The following is a 19,682-nucleotide window of genomic DNA, read 5'->3' as shown; positions in this document are numbered from 1 at the left end:
TCATATGACTGAGTGTCAGTAACGGAGTGGAATTCACGGCGAGGAAAGGAGCCGGTATGGCCCTACGGCAGTCACGGAACCGGTCCAGGCGGCCGGCCGGTGTCGCGGCGGCGGTCGCGGTGGCGGCGCTGCTGGCCGCGGCGGTCCCCACGGCCGCGGCCGAACCGGCCCCGCCGGCGCCCTCGCCCGCGGCCCCGGCACCCGGAGCCCCGGCGAAGACGCCCGCCGCACCCGCGTTCGGCGCGTACCTGGACTACGGCCCGCGCGGCGTCGCCCGGATGGCCGCGCTCAGCAGGTGGCTCGGCGACGCCGAACTGCGCGTCGGCCACACCTACCTGCCCGGCGACCGCTGGAGCAACATCGAGGGCGCCCCCGGCTTCCTCGACGTGTGGGCGGACTGGCGCACCCGCAAGGCCGACCGGATGCTCGTCCTCAACGTGCCGATGATGGAGCGCAACGAGGAGGGAGTCGACGACGACGACGTGCGCGAGCTGCTGCGCCGGGGCGCCCGCGGGGACTACGACCACCACTTCCGCGCCCTCGCCGAACGACTCGTCGCCCTCAAGGTCCCCGACACGGTCCTCGTGCTCGGCTGGGAGATGAACGGCATCACCTACACCCACCGATGCGGGCCGGACCCGGAGGCCTGGAAGACGTACTGGAAGCGGATCGTCACCGCCATGCGGGCGGTGCCCGGCCAGAAGTTCCGGTTCGACTTCACCCCGAGCCGGGGCCGGGACGCCGTGCCCTGGACGCAGTGCTACCCGGGCGACGACACCGTCGACATCATCGGAATGGACTCCTACGACCAGCCGCGCGGGATGAAGTTCGACGAACAGGTGAAGGAGCCCTACGGACTCCAGGCGCACGTCGACTTCGCGAAGGCGCACGGGAAGCCCGTCTCGTATCCGGAGTGGGGGCTGTTCCGCAACGGCGACAACCCCGAGTACATGCGGCGCATGCTGGCCTGGATGGACGAGCACAAGCCCGTCTACAACACCGTCACCGACTACTGCCCGCACGGTGTGTGGCAGTGCGACGACAACCCCCGCTCCACCGCCGTCTACCGGTCCGTGCTCTTCGGCCGCACCGACGAGCCCGCCGCCACCCCGGAGCCCACCGCACCCGCGACGCCCACCGCGCCGCCCGTGCCCGCGGTGCCGGAGACCACGCCCCGGCCGCCGGCCGGCTGCTCGCCGCTGGATCTGGGCGACTGGGTCGAGTACTGGCTCGGCGGGAAGCTCTGCATGCGGCTCGACTGGTACGCGCGCGACAAGTAGCGGTACGCGGCGACGGCGGCGGGACCGGTCAGGTGCCGCCGCCACCGTCGCGCTCCTTCCGCTCCGGTTGCCGCAGCAGGGCCTTGCCCCGCCGGCGCGCGGCGGCGTCGCCGAGGGCCGCGGCGAGCAGCGGGGCGGTGCGGCGGCGGGCCAGCAGCAGCCGCTGGTTGGGGACCGCGTCCGGTCGCCAGTGGTGCTTGTACGGCTCGTCGCCCCGCAGCAGGCTCAGCGTGTCGCGCCCCGGCGCGGTGATCCGGGCCGCGCAGGCGTCCAGCAGCATCACCGCCACGTCCGCGCGGCATTCCCGCAGTCGGGGGTGGGCGCCGTACAGGTAGCCCCCGGCCAGCCGGCGCGACAGCAGCGTCACGTCCACGGCCACCACCTCGTCGTCCATCCGGAACTCGGTGACCACCGCGTCCCCGGCGCACACCATCGGCCCCACCGCCCGCACCAGATGGTCGCGGAACCGCGGCTTCAGGTGCTCGCCGGTCACCTTGCGGTCCTGCCACTGCAACCGGTGCAGTTCGAGCAGCCGCCCGAGTGCCGCGTCCACCTCACCGGGCAGGACGGTCCGGCTCTTGACGCCGAGCGCGTCCAGCCGGCGCACCTGGGCGCGGACCCGCTGCCGGGCCTTGCCCGAGGGCAGCCGGGCGGCCAGCTCCTCCATCGGCAGGGCGGGCAGCTCCAGGCAGAGCGAGTCCGCCAGCCGGCGCCTCGGTCCGCGCCAGCGGTCGTAGACCCGTTCGGCCGCGGCGCCCGGCCGCACCTCGCGCAGGTCGACCAGCGCGGTGCGGGCGGCCCGGGACAGGGCCTCGGTGAGCGCGGCGACCGCCTCCGGGCCGCGTTCGTCGTCCACCAGGACATCGCCGTAGTCCGAGATCGCCCCGCCCAGCGGCACCAGCGCCGGCACCGGACGCCGTACGAGCGTCAGCGGGGCGGCCGCGACCAGCTCTCCGCCGTCGCGGACCAGCACCAGCCGCAGCCGGCCGGGCGTGCCGTACGACCGCCACCACGAGTGCAGCCAGGCGTGGCTCTGGAAGGGCGTGGCCGATCCGCACCGGGCGTACAGGCGCGCCCACTGCGGGGCCAGGTCGGCGAAGTGCGCCTCGTCGGTGACCAGTTCGGTGGTGCGGCGGGCCGGGGGCGCGGCCGTGCGCGCCCGCGTGTCCGTCACAGCTGTCCGCGCACGCCGGCCGCCGAGGCGGGTCCGGGCACCGCCGCCGTGGTCCGGCCGCCCTCCGCCGGGTCGCGGCGCGGCCGGACCAGCAGGGCCAGCCCGCCGAGCAGCCCGCCCGCGCTCGCGCCCACCAGACCGGTCACCGCCGCGGACGCCGAGGACGGCTCGGCCGGCTCGGTGGCCCGCGCGAACTGCCGCAGCTCCACGTGGGTGTCGTCGACGGAGGCCGCCGCGTGCGCGGTGAGCGCGCGGGCCACCGCGTTGGCCATGTCGGCGGCCTCCTCCGGGTCGTCGGAGGTGGCCGTCACCGAGACCATCGGCGCGTCCGGCGAGGTCTGCGTCCGCACGCTCTTAGCCAGCCGCGCCACCGGCACGTCCGCCCACATCTGCGCGTCCCCGAGCACCGCGAGCTGCGTGGCGACCCGGCCGTAGGCCTGCGCGAAGCCCAGCGCCGTCGCCGGGTCGGACTGGTCGGTGGGGACGGCGACGACGTAACCGGTCGCCGTGTACTGGGGCGTGGCGAGCATGCCGTAGCCGGCGCCGAGCAGGCCGCCGGCCACGATGCCGGCCGCCAGCGGCGACCAGGGCGGCAGGGACCGCAGGCGGTGCCGGAAGCGGTGCAGGGCGGCCGGCGCGCGGCGCGGTGCGGGCGGGGCGGCCTCGTGCTCCGGCGCGGGGGCCGGGGACTGGGTGAGTGGCTCGGTCATGCGGAACTGACTCCCTGGGGTGCCGGGGACAACGGATGCGTGAGAGTGGCCGCGTACACGTCCATCAGCCGGGCGGCGCTGCGGGTGACGCAGTAGTGGCGGGCGGCCTCGGGCACGGTGCGCGGACCGGGGCCGGGTCCGGCACCGGCCCGGACCTCGGCGAGGGCGCGGGCGAACTCCTCGGCGCCGCCGGTGACGCGCCGGGCCCCGGGCGCGTCCCGGGAGGGCAGGTCCTCGATCGCCGGGCAGGAGGCGTAGAGCACCGGCAGCCCCGACGCGAGGCCCTCGACGACCGCCAGGCCGAAGGCCTCCTCCGGCGACGGCGACGCGAGGACGTCCATCGCGGCGGTCAGCGAGGGCAGGTCGGGGCCGGGGGAGCCGTCGGGGACGTAGGGGCGCTCGCCGGTGAGCAGGACGCGGTCGGCCACCCCCGCCTCGCGGGCGGTGCGGCGCAGCACGTGCTCCTCGGGGCCGCCGCCGACCAGCAGCAGCCAGCAGTCGGAGGGGAGCCGGGAAAGGGCCCGCACCAGGACGTCGAACCGCTTGGCCGGGGTCAGCCGGCCGACGCCGCCGACGACGTAGGCGCCCTCCGGCAGGCCGAGGCGCCGGCGGGTGCGCAGACGCTGGACCGGGTCGAAGCGGAAGCGGTCCAGGTCGATGCCGTTGGGCACCACCTCGATGCGCGGCGCGGGCACGCCCCACCGCTTCAGCCGGTCGGCGACGGTGGGGGAGACGGCGACGGTGGCGCTGCCCAGCCGCTCACCGGCCAGGTACAGGGCGCGCACGCCGGGGGTGAGCCGCCGCCCCTCCATCTGGGAGTCGCCGAGGGAGTGTTCGGTGGCGACGACGGCGCGTACGCCGGCCATGCGGGCGGCGAGCCGGCCGTACAGGCAGGCGCGGTACAGGTGGGTGTGCACGAGGTCGTAGCCGCCGGCGCGGATGAGGCGGGCCAGCCGGGGCAGCGCGGCCAGGTCGCGGTTGCCGGTCATGCCGAGGTGGACGACGCGCACGCCGTCGGCCAGCAGACCGTCGGCGACCGCACCGGGGTTGGTCAGCGTCACCACGTCGCAGTCGACCGGCAGGTGCCGCAGCAGCAGCCGGAGCTGCTGCTCGGCACCGCCCGTGCCGAGACCGGTGATGACGTGCAGCGCCTTCAGGTCCGGCACAGTCACACCCCCGCCGCGGCACGGCGGCGCAGGCGGTGCAGCCGCGTCTTCAGCAGCAGGCGCAGGGCCGTGTCGTTCTGCCCCACGTGCACCCGCGGCAGGGCGTACGGGCCGGTCAGCGCGCCCGGGTCGATGGCGCAGGCGTAGTCGTAGCCGGCGGCTCGCACGGCGTCGGCGGCGCGGGCGTCGACCGTGCCGTACGGGTAGCAGAAGCCGGTGACGGGCGCGCCGGTCAACTCGGCAAGCAGCGCCCGGCTCTCGGCGGTCTCGGCGTTCAGCGCGGCGTCGTCGGCCCGGGTCAGGTCGACGTGGGTGAGGCCGTGCGAGCCGATCTCGACGCCCTCGGCGGCGGCGCGCCGGATGCCGTCGGCGGTGAGCAGCGGCTTGCGCGGGCCGAGCGGGTCCCAGGCGTTGACGCCGCCGAGCCGTCCGGGCAGGACGAAGAGGGTGGCCCCGCAGTCCCAGCGGCGCAGGCACGGCAGCGCGTGCTCGACGAAGTCGGCGTACCCGTCGTCGAAGGTCAGCCCCACCAGGTCGCGGCCCTCGCCGCGGGCCCGGGCGGCGAGCAGGTCGGTCATGGAGACGCCGCGCAGGCCGCGCCGCCGCAGCCAGCCGAGCTGCGCGCTCAGCCGGTCGGGCGTGACCGTGACGCGGTACGGGTCGTCCGTGGCATCGCCGACGGAGTGGTACATCGCCACCCAGGGGACGGGGCCGGGACGCGGCCCGGCGCCGGTGCGGGTGTCAACGGGATCTACGGAAGCCGGAGCGGCCATGCGGACTCCTTCGTGTGACGGAGCGGAGGGTGCCGGAGGAACGGAAGGGCCCAAGGCGCCGGGCGGAGCCGACGGACCGGGGGGCGGGGCGCACGCCCTGCACGCCCAGCACCAGGCCGAGCAGGGCGAAGACGGCGACGACGGCCAGGGTGCCCGCGGTGAGCGCGAGGGCCGCGCGGGCGTCGGGCGTGAGGCCCCGGGCCTCGGCGGTGGCGGTCACCGCGCGCGCGGCCCAGGTGCCCGCGCCGGTCGACACCGCCGCCGCCAGGACCGGCCGGCCCAGGTCGCCCAGGACCCGCCGGACGCGCACCGGGACGCTGCGCGGGCCCATCCCGGCGAGCAGCAGGGCACCGGTGACGGTGATGCCGGCGGCGTTGGCGGCGGCGATGCCGGTCACGCCCCACGGGCCCACGGCCCAGGCGCCGGCGCCGGCGGTGGCCGCGATGCCGACGGCCATCGCGCCGAGCGGGTACCAGGAGGCGCGGCCCGCCGAGAAGTAGGACCGGGCCAGCGCGCCCACCACCGTCTGCCCGAGCAGCCCGAGGGCGTACACGCGCATGACGGCCGCCGTCGCGGCCGTGTCGGCCGGGGTGAACGCGCCGCGCTGGAAGAGCAGTTCGATGATCTGCGGGGCGCAGGCCACGACGGTGGCGGCGCCCAGCAGCACCAGGCAGGCCGCCAGCGCCACGTCCCGTTCGACCCGCTCCCGCGCCCGTGCGACGTCGCCGTCGGCCATCGCGCGGGCCACCACCGGGAAGGTGACCGTGCACAGCATCAGCGACAGCGTCATCGGGATCTGCGCCACCTTCTGCGCGTAGTTGAGGTGCGAGATGGCCCCGGCCGGGAGCCCGGAGGCGAGGAAGCGCTCGATGAGGACCTGGGACTGCCGGCACACCGCGAAGAGCAGCACGGTGCCGAACAGGGCCAGGGCGAGCGGCCGGGCCGGGTCACCGGCGTCGGCGGACTTCTCGCCCGCGTCCCGGCGCCGCAACTGCCGCAGCAGCGAGGGCAGCTGCGCCGCCACCATCAGCAGTCCGCCCACCGCGACACCCACGGCCGCCGAGCGCACCCCCCAGCGACCGCCGAGCACGAACATCGCCGTGATGATGCCGGTGTTGTAGGCGACGTAGATCGCCGCGGGCGCCAGGAACCGCCGGTGCGCCCGCAGCGCGGCGCTGCAGTACCCGGCCAGGCCGAAGCTGACGACGCAGGTGGCGGTGAGCCGGGTGCAGTCCACCGCCAGGGCGTGGTCGGCCAGGCCGGGGGCGAGCGCCCGGACCAGCGCGGGCGCGCAGACGGCGACCAGGGCGGCGACGGCGACGAAGGCCGGCAGCAGGCGGGGCAGGGTGGCGGCGACCAGCGCGCGGACCGGGTCGCCGGGGACGCCCCGGGCGCGGCGGGCCAGGGCCAGGCTGAACATCGGGACCAGCGCGAAGGCCAGCCCGTCCTCGATCAGCAGCGTCGCCGCGAACTCCGGCACGGTCCACGCCACCAGGAAGGCGTCCGTCTCGCTGCCCGCCCCGAAGAGCCGGGCCAGCGCCTGGTCCCGGGCCAGCCCGAGCACCGACCCGGCCACCGACAGCACGGCGGTGAGCAGCGCGGCCCGGGCGAGGAAACTGCGCGATGACCGGGCGTCGGGGGACTGCTCCGCGGGGGCGGCCGGGGCGGGGTGTGGGTGGGTCTCCGGTTCGGGGTGCGGCTGGTTGGCCGGCTCGGGATGTGGGTCGGTGTCCCGTTCGGGGCGCGGGTGAGTGGTCGGCCCGGCGCCCGGGTGGGGTGCCTCGTCGTCCGGTGCCGGTGGGGCCGTCCGGGCCGGGGGGAGCGGCGTGCCTTCGGCCCGGAGCGGCGTGCCTTCGGCCGGGGGCGATGTGTCGTGCTCCGGGGAAGGTGGCCCGGCCCCCGGGACCGGGGCGCCGTTCGCCGGGCCTGGTGCCGCCCCGGCAGGAACCGGCGTCGCGCCCGGGGGAACCGGTGCCGCCGGGGGAACCGGTGCCGCCCCCGCAGGAACCGACACCTCGTCCCCCGGGACGGATGCCGCGTCCGCCGGGGCCGATCCCCCGTCCGCCGCCCGTCGGGAGGTCGTCCTCACCGTGCCGCCGCCCCTCCGCTCGTCGTGGACCCGAGCGCCCACCACGCCGCCAGGCCGAAGCACACCGCCGTCAGCACCGTGGAGGGCCCGCCGATGTCGGCGTACGCGAAGTCGGTCAACTGCCAGACCAGCAGCCCGCAGGCGATCAGCCCGCAGTCCAGGCCGCCGCCGCCCGCCCGCCGCGCGGCACGCAGCCGGCGCAGCCCCAGCACGAGCAGCGCCAGCCAGCTCCCGGCGAGCGCGACCAGCCCGAGCAGCCCTTGCTCGGCCAGCACCAGCAGGTACATGTTGTGCGGCGACAGCAGCGGCTGCCGTTGGTACCCCGCTCCGGCGCCGTCGGTCTCGCTGCCCGAGGACAGGGCCAGGGAGGCGTGGGAGTCGCGGTATTCGGGGAAGCCCTTCAGGCCCACGCCGGTCAGCGGCCGCTCGCGCCACATCCCGGCCGCCGCCGCCCACATGGTGTACCGGTCGGTCACCGACTGGTCCGGGGCGTCGGTGACCTGCGTGATGCTGCCGACGCGTTCCTGGAGCATCGCCGTCCCCACCCCCAGCCCGCCGACCAGCACCACGCCGGCCGCGAGCACGGCCGCGCCCACCGCCAGCGCCCGCCGGGGCCCGGCCAGCAGCAACTGCGCCGCACAGGTCACCGCCGTGGCGATCCAGGCACCGCGGCTGAACGACACCGCCAGCGGCAGCAGCAGGGCGAGCGCGCACCCGGCGGCGAGCAGCCGGTGGCGCACCGGCGTACGCCCCAGGGCGAGACCGAGCGCGCAGACCAGGCCCAGGGACACCACGGTCGCCATCCCCATCACGTCCTGCGCCCCGAAGGTGCCCACCGCCCGGATCGGTTCGCCCTGGTAGGAGGCGCCGGTCGCGGTGACGTACTGGTGCACGCCGACCGCCCCCTGCCACACCGCGAGCATCACCGTCGCCCAGGCGAGCAGCCGCGCGTCGTCGCGGTCGCGCAGGAGCAGCAGGACGGCGGCGGGGACGAGCACGAACACCTGGAGGTAACGGCCGAGCCCTTCGAGCCCCGCTCCCGGCGAGGCTGCCCCCGCGGCGGCGACGGCCAGGCCCAGCACCGGCAGGCCCAGCACCGCGGCCGCCCGGCGCGTCAGCGGGCGCCGCCGGTCCCGCACCAGCCGCAGCACGCCGTACAGCACCACCAGCGCCGAGACCGCGTCCGCCGGATGCGCGCCGCCCCCGCCGTCCGGCCCGAGGGGCAGGGCTAGCAGCGCGACGACCGCCACCACGGCCAGCACGGGCGGCAGCCGCCGTAAGCGCGCCGCCGGGCGGAGGGGCAGGGCGTGGGCCACGTGGGTCAGCTCCCTGTGGGGCGCACCAGCGCCGCCGCGGTGCGCAGCAGGATGCAGACGTCCTGCCACAGCGACCAGTCGTCGATGTAGGCGTTGTCGAAGCGGGCCCGGTCCTCGATGGAGGTGTCGCCGCGCAGCCCGCTGATCTGGGCCAGGCCCGTGATGCCGGCGGGCGCCCGGTGCCGGGCGGCGTAGCCGGGGTAGGTCCGGCTGAACTGGGCGACGAAGAAGGGCCGTTCGGGGCGCGGGCCGACCAGGCTCATGTCGCCGCGGAAGACGTTCCACAGCTGGAGCAGCTCGTCCAGCGAGGTACGGCGCAGGAAGCGGCAGAACCACGGCATCCGGCGTTCGTCCGCCACGCTCCACCGGGTCGCCGACTCGTGCTCGTCGGCCGGGCGGTGGGTGCGGAACTTGAGCAGCGTGAACGGCCTGCCGTCCTGTCCGACGCGCTCCTGCCGGAACAGCACGCCGGGTCCGCTCACCACCCGCAGCACCGCGGCGCAGGTCAGCAGCACGGGGCTGAGCAGGAGCAGCAGCAGCCCCGACACGCCCACGTCCAGCGCCCGCTTGCCGGCGCCGCCCGGCCCCCGCGCGCCCGTCTCCAGGCGCCGGCGGGAGAATCCGGCGAGCCGGTCCCGGCCGCCCCGGGAGGGGAGTTCGGCGTCCAGCTCCCACACGGCGCAGCCGGACTCCGCCAGCGCCCGCAGCATCGGCTCCTGCCGGGCGCGGACCGAGGGGTGGACGGTCAGGACGTCGCGCACGCCGTTCTGCACGACCGCGCGCCGCACCTCCTCGCCGGTGGTCAGCACCGGCAGACCGTCGGCGGCGCCGCCCCCCGGCTCGTCGGCGACGACGCCGACCGGGCGGACCCCGCAGCGGGGGTGGCGCAGCAGCGCCGACGCCACGCGCTGCGCGGTCGCGGCGGGGCCGACGACGAGGGCGGCGTGCGGCCGGTTCGCGAGCGCCGTGCGTCGCCGTCTCCGCACGGCGCCCCGCCCGGCGCAGCCCGCCGCCGTGTGGAGCAGGAAGCCGAGGAGCAGGGTGGGCACGGACAGCGCGTGCGCCGGGGCGTACGCCGCGAGGAGCGCCCCGAGCGCCAGCCAGACCACCGCGATCCGCCCGCACAGCGCGGGCAGGTCGTCCAGGGCGCCCGCGGTCCGCCGGGCCGGGTCCGGACGCGGGCGCAGCAGCAGCGAGGCGCCGACCAGCAGGGCCGTTAGCAGCGGTTGGTGGGGTGCGCCGGTGAGGGCCAGCGAGCCGGGCAGGGCCGCCGTGCCGTCGACGACCAGCATCGGCAGCGGTGAGTCCGGCCGTGGCGCGGGGCGCCCGGCGGGCAGCCGGTAGCCGGCGGGACCGGTGCGGCGCGGCAGGACCGCGACGGGGGACTGGCCGAGGTCGCGCGCCTGGCCGGCGGGGGTGGGGACGGTGCTTTCCGCGGTCACGGGTGGGTGGACTCCCTGTACTCGATGGGCACGACGGCCGACCGTCCCGCGGGCGCGGGCCGGTCGCCGGGGAGGGGACGCGGGGGGCCGGGCGGCCCGCCGTGGGTGGGGCACGGGGCACCCCCGCCGGTCCGCGCCCCGGGCGTCCGTACGCCGTCGAGGAGGGCGCCGTACACCGCCGCGACCGCCTCGGCCGTGTGCCGTACGTCGTGCGCGGACCGCACGTGCGCGCGTCCCCGGCGGCCGAGCGACGCGCGCAGCGGCGCGTCGAGCAGCAAGGCGGCGACCGCGCCGGCCAGCGCGGCGGGATCCTCGGGCGGCACCAGGCAGTGCGGCTCCAGAGCGGGCGGCAGCCCCTCGCGGGCGCCGTCCACGTCGGTCACCACCACGGGCCGCCCGCAGGCCATGGCCTCCAGCGGGGCCAGCGCCATGCCCTCCCAGCGCGAGGGCAGGACGACCAGGTCGGCGGCCCGGTACCAGGCGGCCACGTCGTCGGCGCCGCCCGCGAGGACCGCGGACGCCCGGGCGCCGTCCAGAAGGCCGTACGCCGAGGCCCGCGCGGTGAGCGCGGCGCGGTCCGGGCCGTCGCCGACCAGCACCAGACGGGCGTCCGGCACGCGCGCGAGCACCCGGCGCCAGGCGTCCAGCAGGACGTCCTGGCCCTTCTGCCGGCACAGCCGCCCCACGCACACCACCAGCGGCGCGTGCGGGCCGATGCCGTGCCGCGGCCGCACGCCACCGGCCTCGTCGAGGTCGTCCGAGGCGGGCAAGGCGTCCAAGTCGTCGACGGCGTCCGGGTCTTCCGGCGTTCCGGCGTGGAAGCGGCGGGTGTCGATGCCGTTCGGGATCACCGCCCAGCGGCCGCGGATGCCGGCCCGCACACCGCGCCCGCGCTCCGCCTCGCTCACGCACACCGTCCGCGCCGCCCACCGCGCGCCCCAGCGCTCCCAGCGCAGCGCGAGCAGCGCGGCCGCACCGCCGACCGCCTCGAACGACCAGGCGTGCGGCTGGAACACGGTCGGGACCCGGCCCCGTACGGCGAGCCGCGCCGCGAGTCCGGCCTTCGCGCTGTGGGCGTGCACCAGGTCCGGCCGCACGTCGCCGGTCACCCGGGCGAGCCGGCGCACCTCCGACAGCAGGGCCGGGCCGGGCGAGCGGGTGGCCTGCCAGTGCCGCACGTCGGCGCCCAGGGACCGGAGCCGGTCCGCGAGGTGTCCGTCCGGACAGGCGACCGAGACCCCGAAGCCGGCGGTGAGCTGAGCCCGCGTCAGGTCGGTGACGACCCGGGCGACCCCGCCGTCCACCGGTTGGGTGACATGCAGAACCCGTGGCCGGGAGCCGGTCGGTGGCAGGTGCATGCGCGTTTCCTCGTTCACGGAAATCTCGGGACGGGCGGGAACGCGTCTGACGGCGGAGCGTCCGCCGCGACGCGGCGTCCGCCGGCGTACGCCGCGTCCCGCTGCCAAACGAGCCGGAAACCGGCGCGTCACCGCCGCGGTCGGAGTTCTCGGAGAGTGCCTTCGGTCGGTGCCTCTCGGCGGCGCGACCGGGAGGCTCGAACGGAGTGGGACTCTAGCCGCTATCCGTACTAATACGTTGAAAGCGGGTAAGTGTGTTGGATTTGTGAACACCGCCTCCCGGCGAGATCACCCCTTTGGCGGCACAACCCGGATGCCTGCCACGCGTTGACACTGCGCCGGGCAGCCGCCCGGATGTGTGTGACAACCCCAAGGAGCACTTCCCCATGTCGCGTATCGCGAAGGGCCTGGCCCTGACCTCCGTCGCCGCCGCCGCGGTGGCGGGCACCGCCGGTGTCGCCGCTGCCGACAGCGGCGCGCAGGCCGCCGCCGCCCACTCCCCGGGCGTCCTGTCCGGCAACGTGGTGCAGGTCCCGGTCCACATCCCGGTCAACGTCTGCGGCAACACCGTCGACGTCATCGGCCTGCTGAACCCGGCGTTCGGCAACGAGTGCGAGAACGACTGACGTCGGATCGCAATCCCCCGCACCGGCCGTCCGTACCGCGGTTCCTCCGCGACCGGGCGGCCGGTTCGCGTTGCCGCGCGGACGGCGGTGTGCTGCCCCGAATGGGGGCTGCGGGCGCCGACACGGCGCACGGACCTTGACAGGGCGTCTCACCAGGTAAGACGCCCACGGGGAGAATCCCGGGCGGGCGCGCGCGGTCACCGCTCGGTTGCAGAGCGTCAGAGGCGATTCCACGGTGGGCACAAGATCCGACGCACCACCGAAAGGAACCCCCCCATGCGTCTGCCCGCACGACGAATCGCCACCACCGCTCTCTGCGCCGGCCTGCTGATCGGCATCTCCGGGCCGGCGGTGATGGCGGCCGATGGCGAATCGGTCCGGGAACGCACCCACGCGGCCTCCCACGCCCCCCTGCCCGACGTGGCGGAACTCCAGAGCCAGGTCGGCAGCCTGGCCGGTCTCGGCGGAGTACTCACGCCCGTCACCGACATGCTCACCGCGGTCCTCAAGGCCGAGGACGGCCGGCTGTCGGCCGCCGACGCCGACAAGCTCTCCGACGCCGTCAAGGACGCGCTCGCCAAGGCCGAGGCGGCCGACGCGGACGCCGACGACGCCGACACCGACGACACGGCGACCACCCCCGGTACGGCCACCCCGGCCCAGCCTCCGGCCGTGACCGCGCCGGAGGCCGGGGACCCGGTCACGCTGCCGGCGCCGGTCGCCGCGCAGGACGAGACCGCGGCGGCGCCCGACCTCACGGCCACCGCCTACGCCGAGCTGCAGAAGCAGGTCGACGCCCTGGTCAAGGCCACCACCGCCGGCAGCGCCGAGCAGGTGAGCCCCGCCGTCGAGAACGTCGTGACCGGCGTCGTCAACGTCGTCGCCGCCACCCTCGTCGGCAACGGCCTGCCCGCCGCCGACCTGGCCGGCCTGCCCGCGGTGCCGAGCGCGCCGGAGGCCACCGCGCCGCAGGCCGCCACCCCGGCGAGCCCGCTGCCGGCGAACCCCGCCTGACGCCCCGCGCGTCCCCGGGCCGCCGCTCCCCCGTTCCGGGGGCGCGGCGGCCTTTCGCGTATTTCCGCCGCCCCCATTCCCTCTTTCCGCGAGCCTTTCGTTGTTCCGCCGTCCGGGGGTCCGGAGATCTCATATGTCTTCCGGAAGGCGGAGTTTCCGTGTTCGGCACAGGTCGTTGAGAGGGCGTCAGCATTTCCTCCGGTGACACGGGTCGCCGAAGAAAGGAACACGATGAAGTCCCTCAAGGCCGCCGCGGTCGTCGCCGGTTCCCTGGTCGCCGCCGGCTCCGCCGTGCCCGCGTTCGCCTACGACGCCGCCGACACCGCCGCGCTCACGCCCACCAGCCTCAACGGCGCCGTGAACGCGCTCACCGCGGAGCCCGTCGACGTCATGCCGCTGAAGCACCAGTCGGACGCGCTCGACACCGAGAACAAGGAATCCGTGCTGCACACCGTGAAGGGTGCGACCACCGACCTGAACTCGAAGAAGGGCCTGCTCGGCGGTCTCCCGCTGGGCGGCTGAGCCCGCGCACCTCCCGTCCGTCCCCCACGCATTCTCGAAAGGGCCCGTGCCTGACATGAAGTCGACCACCAGACGAACCCTGGCCGCCGTCGTCACCGGTGTGGCCGCCGCCGTGGGCGTCGCCGCGGCTCCCGCCACCGCGGCCGACGCGGTCCCCGTACCCGTGCCCCTGGGCGGTGCGGAGACGGCCCTCGGCATGGAGCTGCCGGAGGTGACCGGGGAGCTGCCCGTGCCGTCGGCGGGCGCGCCCGAGGGGCCGACCTACGTCGAGGGCCGGCTGCTGCCGGAGCGGACCCTGCCGCAGCTGCCGGTGCACGCCGGGCTGCCGGGCGCCGATGTGCGCCAGCCCGTGCCGCACGTCCTCGGTGACGACTTCGACCACGCCGCCGTGGACGCCCCCGCCGCGGGGCTGCGCACCCTGGCCCCCGGTCTGTCCCTGGACGCGCCCCTGACCGCGCCCCGGCCCGACGCTCTCGGTCTGCCCGGGCCCAAGCTGCCCGAGGTGGGCGTGCTGGCCCCCGTCGTCCAGACGGTCCCGGTGGCCGACCTGGGGGTCGGACCGGGGCTGTAACCCGTGCGGCCCGCCCGCGCCCGGGCGGGTCGTGCTCCGACTGGCCCCGCGAGCGGTGACCGAGTGGCCCTTCGTCCGGTTAGCGGTGCGGATCAACCGAACCGGACGAGGAGCGAGCCATGGTCGCCGACACGGACGCGGCACGGAGCGAGGCCGTAGAGGAGCACGAGCGGGAACACGGGGCGGCGGGCCGGGCGAGAGGCGGCCCGGCGCGCGGCACCCGGCGGCAGCTGATGCGCGGGCTGCTCGCCCCGGCCCTCGCGGTCGCCCTGGCGCCGCTGGTCGCCGCCTCCCGCCCCGAACCGCACCCCGCCGAGCCGGAGGGCGACGGCACCTTCGACGAGACCTACCGGGGCCGCCGGATCCGCGGCGTCCGCTCGGCCGCCGGCCGTGCCGTCGGCGCGGGCAGCTGGCACGTGACCGTGGACGGCCGTCCGCTGCACCTGATGCGCCGGGCCGACGGCAGCTGGCTGACCATGGTCGACCACTACCGGTCCTACCCGACCCCCCTCGCCGCGGCCCGCGGCGCCGTCGACGAACTCGGCCCCGGCGAGCACCTGCGCGACACCCCGTCGGCCGAGGAGCACGACCACCACTCCGGGGGGCGGCATGGCGTACACGCGTAAGGACGTCAGCACGCTGACCCGCACCGAGCGGCGGCGTTTCGTCAACGCGCTGCTGGAGATCAAACGGCGCGGCGAGTACGACGAGTTCGTCCGCACCCACATCGAGTACTACGTCTCCGACGGCGAGGACGGACTCCGTACGGCGCACATGGCGCCGTCCTTCCTGCCCTGGCACCGCAGGTTCCTGCTGGACCTGGAGGACGCGCTGCGCCGGGTCGACTCCTCGGTCACCGTGCCGTACTGGGACTGGACGAAGGACCGCACCACCACCTCCGCACCCTGGACCGCCGACCTCCTCGGCGGCACCGGGCGGCGCTCCGACCACCGGGTCACCACCGGGCCGTTCGCGTACGGCGAGGGCAACTGGACCCTGAAGGTCAACGTCACCGACACCGAGTACCTGACCCGGGACCTGGGGCGGGCCGCCGATCCCCTCAAGCTGCCGGCCAAAGGCGACCTGGAGGGCGCGCTCGACGACCCGGTGTACGACGCCTCCCCCTGGGACTCCACGGTCCGCAAGGGCTTCCGCAACAAGCTGGAGGGCTGGGGGACCGGCCGCGGCAGCGTCTCCTGGCGCAACCACAACCGCGTGCACCGGTGGGTCGGCGGTGCCATGGTCGGCGGCGCCTCGGTCAACGACCCGGTCTTCTGGCTGCACCACGCCTTCGTCGACCTCCAGTGGTCCCGCTGGCAGGCCCGGCACCGCGGCGCCCGCTACCTGCCCGCCGAGCCGCCCGGGCGGGGCAGCGCGCAGCGCGGGCGGGTCGTCGCCCGGCACGAGCGGCTGCCGCCGTGGGACGTGACGCCGGACGCGCTGGAGGACGTCGGCCGGATCTACCGGTACGCCTGACGGCGGTACGCCCGACGCCCGGACGCGAGGAGCCCCGGCCGGGGAGGCCGGGGCTCCTCGGGTGCCGCGGGGGACTCAGCCGCCGTAGCCACCGCTCTTGTCGCTGTGGTCGTCGCCGTTCTCGCAGGCGTTGCCGAACGCGGGGTTCAGCAGACCGATGACGTTGATGGTGTTGCCGCACACGTTGACCGGCACGTTGACCGGCACCTGGACGACGTTGCCGGACAGGACGCCGGGCGAACCGACGGCGGCGCCCTCGGCGCCCGCGTCCGCCATGGCCAGGCCGGTGCCGCTGAGCATGACGGCGCCTGCGCCGAGGGCGACGCCGGCGGCCTTCGCGATGCGAGACATCACGTTCTCCTTCTGACTCGGGGAACACGGCGGCAGGCCGCCACCGCGCGGCCGGTTCAACGCACCCGGTTGCGGCGGGTCACGGGACGAGGGTGAGGATCACCCGTCTTGAACAGGGGGCGGGGCGGGGCAGTCGCGGGCGGCGGCGGAAAACCAGTGCCGCCGGTGCCGGGCGGTCCGTTAGCCTCCCCGCCATGCCGAACGACTTGTCCGACGCGTCCGCCGACCCCTCCGCCCTCGCCGCGCTGCCCGGCCTCTTCTCCGAGGAGAGCAGGGTCCGCGCCTTCGCCGCCGTCGCACTGGGCGCCGGCAGCGACGCCGAGGTGGCCCGGGTGGCCGGACTGTCCGCGAAGGAGACCGCCGGGGCGCTGCGCCGGCTGCGGGAGCAGGGCGTGGTGGCGCCCGGGGACGGCGGCGGGCTCGTCGTCGCCCACGGGCGGTTCCGGGACCTGGCCCGCGCGGCCCGCCCCGCGCCTGATCCGGCCGGCGACCCCGGCGCGGCCGAAGGCGACCGCACCGGAATGATCCTGCGGACCTTCGTGCGGGACGGCCGCCTGGTGCGGCTGCCGGCCCGCTGGACGCGGAAGAAGGTGGTCCTGCGGCACATCGCCGAGGAGACCTTCGCCCCGGGCGTGGAGTACCCGGAGCGCACCGTCGACCGGAAGCTGCGGGCCTGGTGCGAGGACGGCGAGGTCGACCATGTGACGCTCCGGCGCCACCTGGTGGACTTCGGCCACCTGCGCCGGAGCGACGGGATCTACCGCCGTCCGGTGGAATCCGCCCGGGTGGGAACCGCCTGAGCGTCTGCCGGGGACACCGGCAGACGGCGTACGGGGGAGCCGTCGAGGTACGCCCGGATCGCCTCCACGGCCTGGCCGTAGTACGTCGCGTAGTTGGCCCGCGAGACATAGCCGAGGTGCGGCGTCGCGAGCAGGCGCGGCGCGGTGCGCATCGGGTGGGCGGCGGGCAGCGGCTCGGTGTCGAAGACGTCGACGCCCGCACCGGCGATGCGGCCGTCGTGCAGGGCGGCGAGCAGCGCGTCCTGGTCGACGATCGCCGCCCGCGAGGTGTTGACCAGGTAGGCGGTGGGCTTGAGCAGGGCCAGTTCGGCGGGGCCGAGCAGGCCCCGGGTGCGGTCGCCTAGCGCCAGGTGGACGGAGACGAAGTCGGCCTCGCGCAGCAGCGCCTCCTTGGAGGGGGCGAGTTCCACGCCCGCCTCGTCGGCGCGCTCCCGGGTGAGGTTCTGGCTCCACGCGCTCACCCGCATGCCGAAGGCGAGACCGACGGCGGCGACCCGGCCGCCGATCCTGCCCAGGCCCAGCACGCCCAGGTGGCGGCCGTGCAGGTCGGCGCCCACCGTCCGCTGCCAGGGGCCGCCCTCGCGCAGCCCGTTGCCCTCCTCGACGATCCCGCGGGCGAGGCCCAGGATCAGCGCCCAGGTCAGCTCGACGGGCGGGGTGGAGGAGGAGGCGGTGCCGCACACGGTGACGCCGTGCGCCTCGGCGGCGGCGTAGTCGATCACGCTGTTGCGCATGCCGGAGGCGACCAGGAGCCGCAGCCGGGGCAGCCGGGCGATCAGCGAGCCGGTGAACGCCACCCGTTCGCGGAGGGTGACCACGATGTCGAAGTCGGCGAGGGCGGCGGCGAGGGCGTCCTCGCCGGTGAAATGGGTGTCGAAGGACACGACGTCCACGTCGTCGGCGACGGGGGACCAGTCCGCGATCCCGGTCGCCACCCGCTGGAAGTCGTCGAGTACGGCGCAGCGCAGTCGCACGTCGTCCGGTCCCCCTCGCCAAACGGGCAGTGGCGCCCCCGGCAGGACTCGAACCTGCGGCCAAGCGCTTAGAAGGCGCCTGCTCTATCCACTGAGCTACGGGGGCCTGGTGTGGTGGCCTCGTTCGTCGGGGCCCGGGTACGGGCCGGTCCGTGACGTTGCCGGGGACAAGGATAGGGCTCCCGGCTCCGTGTCCCTGATGCTTCCCCTCCGTGCCTTGATGTGGAGGTTCGGTGAAGCGGTTCTGATAATCGCAGGCAGGTACGAATCGTGCATCGCTTTTGGCCGCTCGCGCATCGGGTGTTGTCCACTCGTTATGCCTGGACCGCGCTCGCGTCCCAGTAGTGGCTTCCGTCCGGAGTGTCCGGTCGGCGCGCAGACATGCTCATATGCTTCAGAATTCCCCTAAAATTGGGCATTCTTCCCATGTGGTGACCTTGGACGTACGGCCTCAGCTGCTCGACGCACTCTCCGCGCTGCGCGACCGCGTCGCGGCCGCACGCTTCCCGCTGCCCCTGGCGGGTGCCCCACGCGCGCGTGCCAACCGCGACGAACTGCTCGCCCAGCTCGACGACTACCTGGTGCCGCGGCTGAAGGAGCCCGAGGCTCCGCTGCTCGCCGTGGTGGGCGGTTCCACCGGCGCCGGGAAGTCCACCCTGGTGAACTCCCTCGTGGGCCGGCGGGTCAGCGAGGCCGGCGTGCTGCGGCCCACGACCCGCACACCGGTGCTGGTCTGCCACCCGGAGGACCACCACTGGTTCAGCGGGATGCGGGTGCTGCCCGACCTCACGCGCGTGTGGGTGCCGCACCGGGAACCGGACGACGACCTGCTGCTGCCCGGCGAGAACCCCGCGCGCGTCCTGCGCGTCGAGACCGCCGACACCCTGCCGCCGGGCGTCGCCCTGCTGGACGCGCCCGACATCGACTCCCTCGTCGCCGACAACCGCGTCCTGGCGGCCGAGCTGATCTGCGCCGCCGACATCTGGGTGATGGTCACCACGGCCGCCCGGTACGCCGACGCGGTGCCCTGGCACCTGCTGCGCACCGCGAAGGAGTACGACGCCACCCTGGTCACCGTGCTCGACCGGGTGCCGCACCAGGTGGTGGCCGAGGTGTCCCGGCAGTACGCGGCGCTGCTCACCAAGGCCGGCCTCGGCGACGTGCCCCGCTTCACCGTGCCCGAGCTGCCCGAATCGGCCTGGGGCGGCGGGCTGTTGCCGGCCAGCGCCGTGGCCCCGCTGCGGTCCTGGCTGGTGCACCGGGCCCAGGACCTGGAGGCGCGGCACCACACCATGGCCCGCACGGCGCACGGCATCCTGGACTCCCTCAAGTCCCGGATGCCCGAACTCGCCGGTGCCACCGCCGCCCAGTACGCCGCCGCCCTGCGGCTCACCGCCGCCGTCGAGGGGGCGTACGACGGCGAGCACGCGCGCGTACGGGGCCGGTTGCAGGCGGGGGCCGTGCTCGCCGGGGACGCTCTCAAGCGCTGGCGGGCCTTCCCCCTCGACTGCTCCCCGGAGGAACTCCTCGACTCCCTGGTGGAGAGCCTGAGCGCGCTGCTGCTGTGCGCCGTCACCGCCGCCGACGAACGCGTCGACGAGGCCTGGCGGGCCGAACCGGCCGCGGCGGCACCGGAACTCACGGGTCACGACCCCGGCCCGGAGAGCGCCGAGCACCGGATCGGGCTGGCCGTGCGGCGCTGGCGGCGGGAGCTGGAGGAGTACGCCGAGGAAGAGGTCCGCGAGCTGGACCGGAACCTCGCTCCCGACCCCGGCGTGGTGGCCGGGCTGGTCGCCACCGTGCTGCTCGGCGGGCGGCGAGCCCGTGTCGCCGGGGAGCGGCTGGCCGAGCGGATCGGGGCCCACGGCGCGCTGCGGCTGCGCGACCGGGGCGGACGGCTGCTCGACGAACACGTCGACCGCGTCCTGCACGTCGAGCGCGAGCGCCGGCTGGCCCCGCTCGACGGTCTTGAGGTGCACCCCGAGCCGCAGGCCGAACTCATCGCCGCGCTGTCCGTACTGCAGAAGGAGAGGTGACCCG

The 19,682-nt window shown here is 75.9% G+C and carries 19 protein-coding genes and 1 tRNA gene; 9 read left to right on the top strand and 11 right to left on the bottom strand.

The window, feature by feature from the left end; all coding sequences use genetic code 11:
- Positions 1 to 56: 56 nt before the first annotated feature.
- Positions 57 to 1,280: a glycoside hydrolase family 26 protein gene (locus IE108_RS10605; RefSeq protein WP_064727944.1), complete on the top strand. Its 1,224-nt coding sequence runs from the start codon at positions 57 to 59 to the stop codon at positions 1,278 to 1,280.
- A 28-nt stretch (positions 1,281 to 1,308) separates the two neighbouring features.
- On the opposite strand, the gene IE108_RS10600 is transcribed toward IE108_RS10605, so the two are convergent.
- The 8 genes from IE108_RS10600 to IE108_RS10565 all read right to left on the bottom strand — a co-directional run bounded on the left by IE108_RS10600 (position 1,309) and on the right by IE108_RS10565 (position 11,308).
- Positions 1,309 to 2,454 carry a GNAT family N-acetyltransferase gene (locus tag IE108_RS10600; protein WP_064727943.1) on the bottom strand — a complete coding sequence of 382 codons (1,146 nt, stop codon included), beginning with the start codon at positions 2,452 to 2,454 and terminating at the stop codon, positions 1,309 to 1,311.
- Positions 2,451 to 3,164, bottom strand: a complete 714-nt coding sequence (locus IE108_RS10595) for a YveK family protein (RefSeq protein ID WP_107420156.1) — start codon at positions 3,162 to 3,164, stop codon at positions 2,451 to 2,453. Before IE108_RS10595 ends, IE108_RS10600 begins: the two co-directional genes overlap by 4 nt.
- Positions 3,161 to 4,321, bottom strand: coding sequence for a glycosyltransferase (locus tag IE108_RS10590; RefSeq protein WP_064731762.1), 1,161 nt, complete (start codon positions 4,319 to 4,321; stop codon positions 3,161 to 3,163). Before IE108_RS10590 ends, IE108_RS10595 begins: the two co-directional genes overlap by 4 nt.
- A gap of 11 nt (positions 4,322 to 4,332) precedes the next feature.
- Positions 4,333 to 5,103: a polysaccharide deacetylase family protein gene (locus IE108_RS10585; protein WP_226483835.1), complete on the bottom strand. Its 771-nt coding sequence runs from the start codon at positions 5,101 to 5,103 to the stop codon at positions 4,333 to 4,335.
- Positions 5,072 to 7,117 (bottom strand): lipid II flippase MurJ, encoded by a 2,046-nt coding sequence (locus IE108_RS10580; protein ID WP_373296946.1) that lies wholly within the window; start codon positions 7,115 to 7,117, stop codon positions 5,072 to 5,074. The genes IE108_RS10585 and IE108_RS10580 overlap by 32 nt, the downstream gene beginning before the upstream one ends.
- Positions 7,118 to 7,188: 71 nt before the next feature.
- Positions 7,189 to 8,508: an O-antigen ligase family protein gene (locus tag IE108_RS10575; RefSeq protein ID WP_064727941.1), complete on the bottom strand. Its 1,320-nt coding sequence runs from the start codon at positions 8,506 to 8,508 to the stop codon at positions 7,189 to 7,191.
- Between the two features lie 5 nt (positions 8,509 to 8,513).
- Positions 8,514 to 9,950 (bottom strand): exopolysaccharide biosynthesis polyprenyl glycosylphosphotransferase, encoded by a 1,437-nt coding sequence (locus IE108_RS10570; RefSeq protein ID WP_064727940.1) that lies wholly within the window; start codon positions 9,948 to 9,950, stop codon positions 8,514 to 8,516.
- Positions 9,947 to 11,308 (bottom strand): glycosyltransferase, encoded by a 1,362-nt coding sequence (locus tag IE108_RS10565; protein WP_064727938.1) that lies wholly within the window; start codon positions 11,306 to 11,308, stop codon positions 9,947 to 9,949. The genes IE108_RS10570 and IE108_RS10565 overlap by 4 nt, the downstream gene beginning before the upstream one ends.
- A 386-nt stretch (positions 11,309 to 11,694) precedes the next feature.
- Between IE108_RS10565 and chpG the strand changes: the two genes are divergently transcribed.
- The 6 genes from chpG (at position 11,695) to IE108_RS10535 (ending at position 15,517) form a co-directional block, all read left to right on the top strand.
- Positions 11,695 to 11,934: a chaplin ChpG gene (chpG, locus tag IE108_RS10560; RefSeq protein WP_064727937.1), complete on the top strand. Its 240-nt coding sequence runs from the start codon at positions 11,695 to 11,697 to the stop codon at positions 11,932 to 11,934.
- A gap of 276 nt (positions 11,935 to 12,210) precedes the next feature.
- Positions 12,211 to 12,948 carry a hypothetical protein gene (locus IE108_RS10555; RefSeq protein ID WP_064727935.1) on the top strand — a complete coding sequence of 246 codons (738 nt, stop codon included), beginning with the start codon at positions 12,211 to 12,213 and terminating at the stop codon, positions 12,946 to 12,948.
- Between the two features lie 231 nt (positions 12,949 to 13,179).
- Positions 13,180 to 13,470 (top strand): hypothetical protein, encoded by a 291-nt coding sequence (locus tag IE108_RS10550; protein ID WP_064727934.1) that lies wholly within the window; start codon positions 13,180 to 13,182, stop codon positions 13,468 to 13,470.
- A gap of 55 nt (positions 13,471 to 13,525) precedes the next feature.
- Positions 13,526 to 14,041 (top strand): hypothetical protein, encoded by a 516-nt coding sequence (locus tag IE108_RS10545; protein WP_064727933.1) that lies wholly within the window; start codon positions 13,526 to 13,528, stop codon positions 14,039 to 14,041.
- A gap of 119 nt (positions 14,042 to 14,160) precedes the next feature.
- Complete coding sequence (locus IE108_RS10540) at positions 14,161 to 14,667, top strand: tyrosinase cofactor (RefSeq protein WP_064727931.1); 507 nt, start codon at positions 14,161 to 14,163, stop codon at positions 14,665 to 14,667.
- The gene (locus IE108_RS10535; RefSeq protein ID WP_064727929.1) at positions 14,651 to 15,517 is read left to right on the top strand and encodes a tyrosinase family protein; all 867 of its coding nucleotides are present in this window, start codon (positions 14,651 to 14,653) and stop codon (positions 15,515 to 15,517) included. The genes IE108_RS10540 and IE108_RS10535 overlap by 17 nt, the downstream gene beginning before the upstream one ends.
- A gap of 75 nt (positions 15,518 to 15,592) precedes the next feature.
- On the opposite strand, the gene chpF is transcribed toward IE108_RS10535, so the two are convergent.
- The gene (gene chpF / locus IE108_RS10530; protein ID WP_064727928.1) at positions 15,593 to 15,868 is read right to left on the bottom strand and encodes a chaplin ChpF; all 276 of its coding nucleotides are present in this window, start codon (positions 15,866 to 15,868) and stop codon (positions 15,593 to 15,595) included.
- A 194-nt stretch (positions 15,869 to 16,062) separates the two neighbouring features.
- Between chpF and IE108_RS10525 the strand changes: the two genes are divergently transcribed.
- Entirely contained in the window at positions 16,063 to 16,668 is a 606-nt protein-coding gene (locus IE108_RS10525; protein WP_064727927.1) for a DUF2087 domain-containing protein, read from the top strand.
- Here IE108_RS10525 and IE108_RS10520 read toward each other — a convergent pair.
- Positions 16,626 to 17,642: a D-2-hydroxyacid dehydrogenase family protein gene (locus IE108_RS10520; protein WP_064727926.1), complete on the bottom strand. Its 1,017-nt coding sequence runs from the start codon at positions 17,640 to 17,642 to the stop codon at positions 16,626 to 16,628. The genes IE108_RS10525 and IE108_RS10520 overlap by 43 nt on opposite strands.
- 30 nt (positions 17,643 to 17,672) lie before the next feature.
- Positions 17,673 to 17,748: transfer RNA gene (locus tag IE108_RS10515), tRNA-Arg, on the bottom strand.
- A gap of 322 nt (positions 17,749 to 18,070) precedes the next feature.
- On the opposite strand from IE108_RS10515, the gene IE108_RS10510 reads away from it, so the two are divergent.
- Positions 18,071 to 19,678, top strand: a complete 1,608-nt coding sequence (locus tag IE108_RS10510; RefSeq protein ID WP_064727925.1) for a dynamin family protein — start codon at positions 18,071 to 18,073, stop codon at positions 19,676 to 19,678.
- Positions 19,679 to 19,682: the final 4 nt, after the last annotated feature.

This window comes from Streptomyces parvulus (genome assembly GCF_014648855.1).
Classification (GTDB): domain Bacteria; phylum Actinomycetota; class Actinomycetes; order Streptomycetales; family Streptomycetaceae; genus Streptomyces; species Streptomyces parvulus.
Note: the sequence above shows the minus strand (reverse complement) of the source record. Positions and strands in the feature narration are given on the sequence as shown.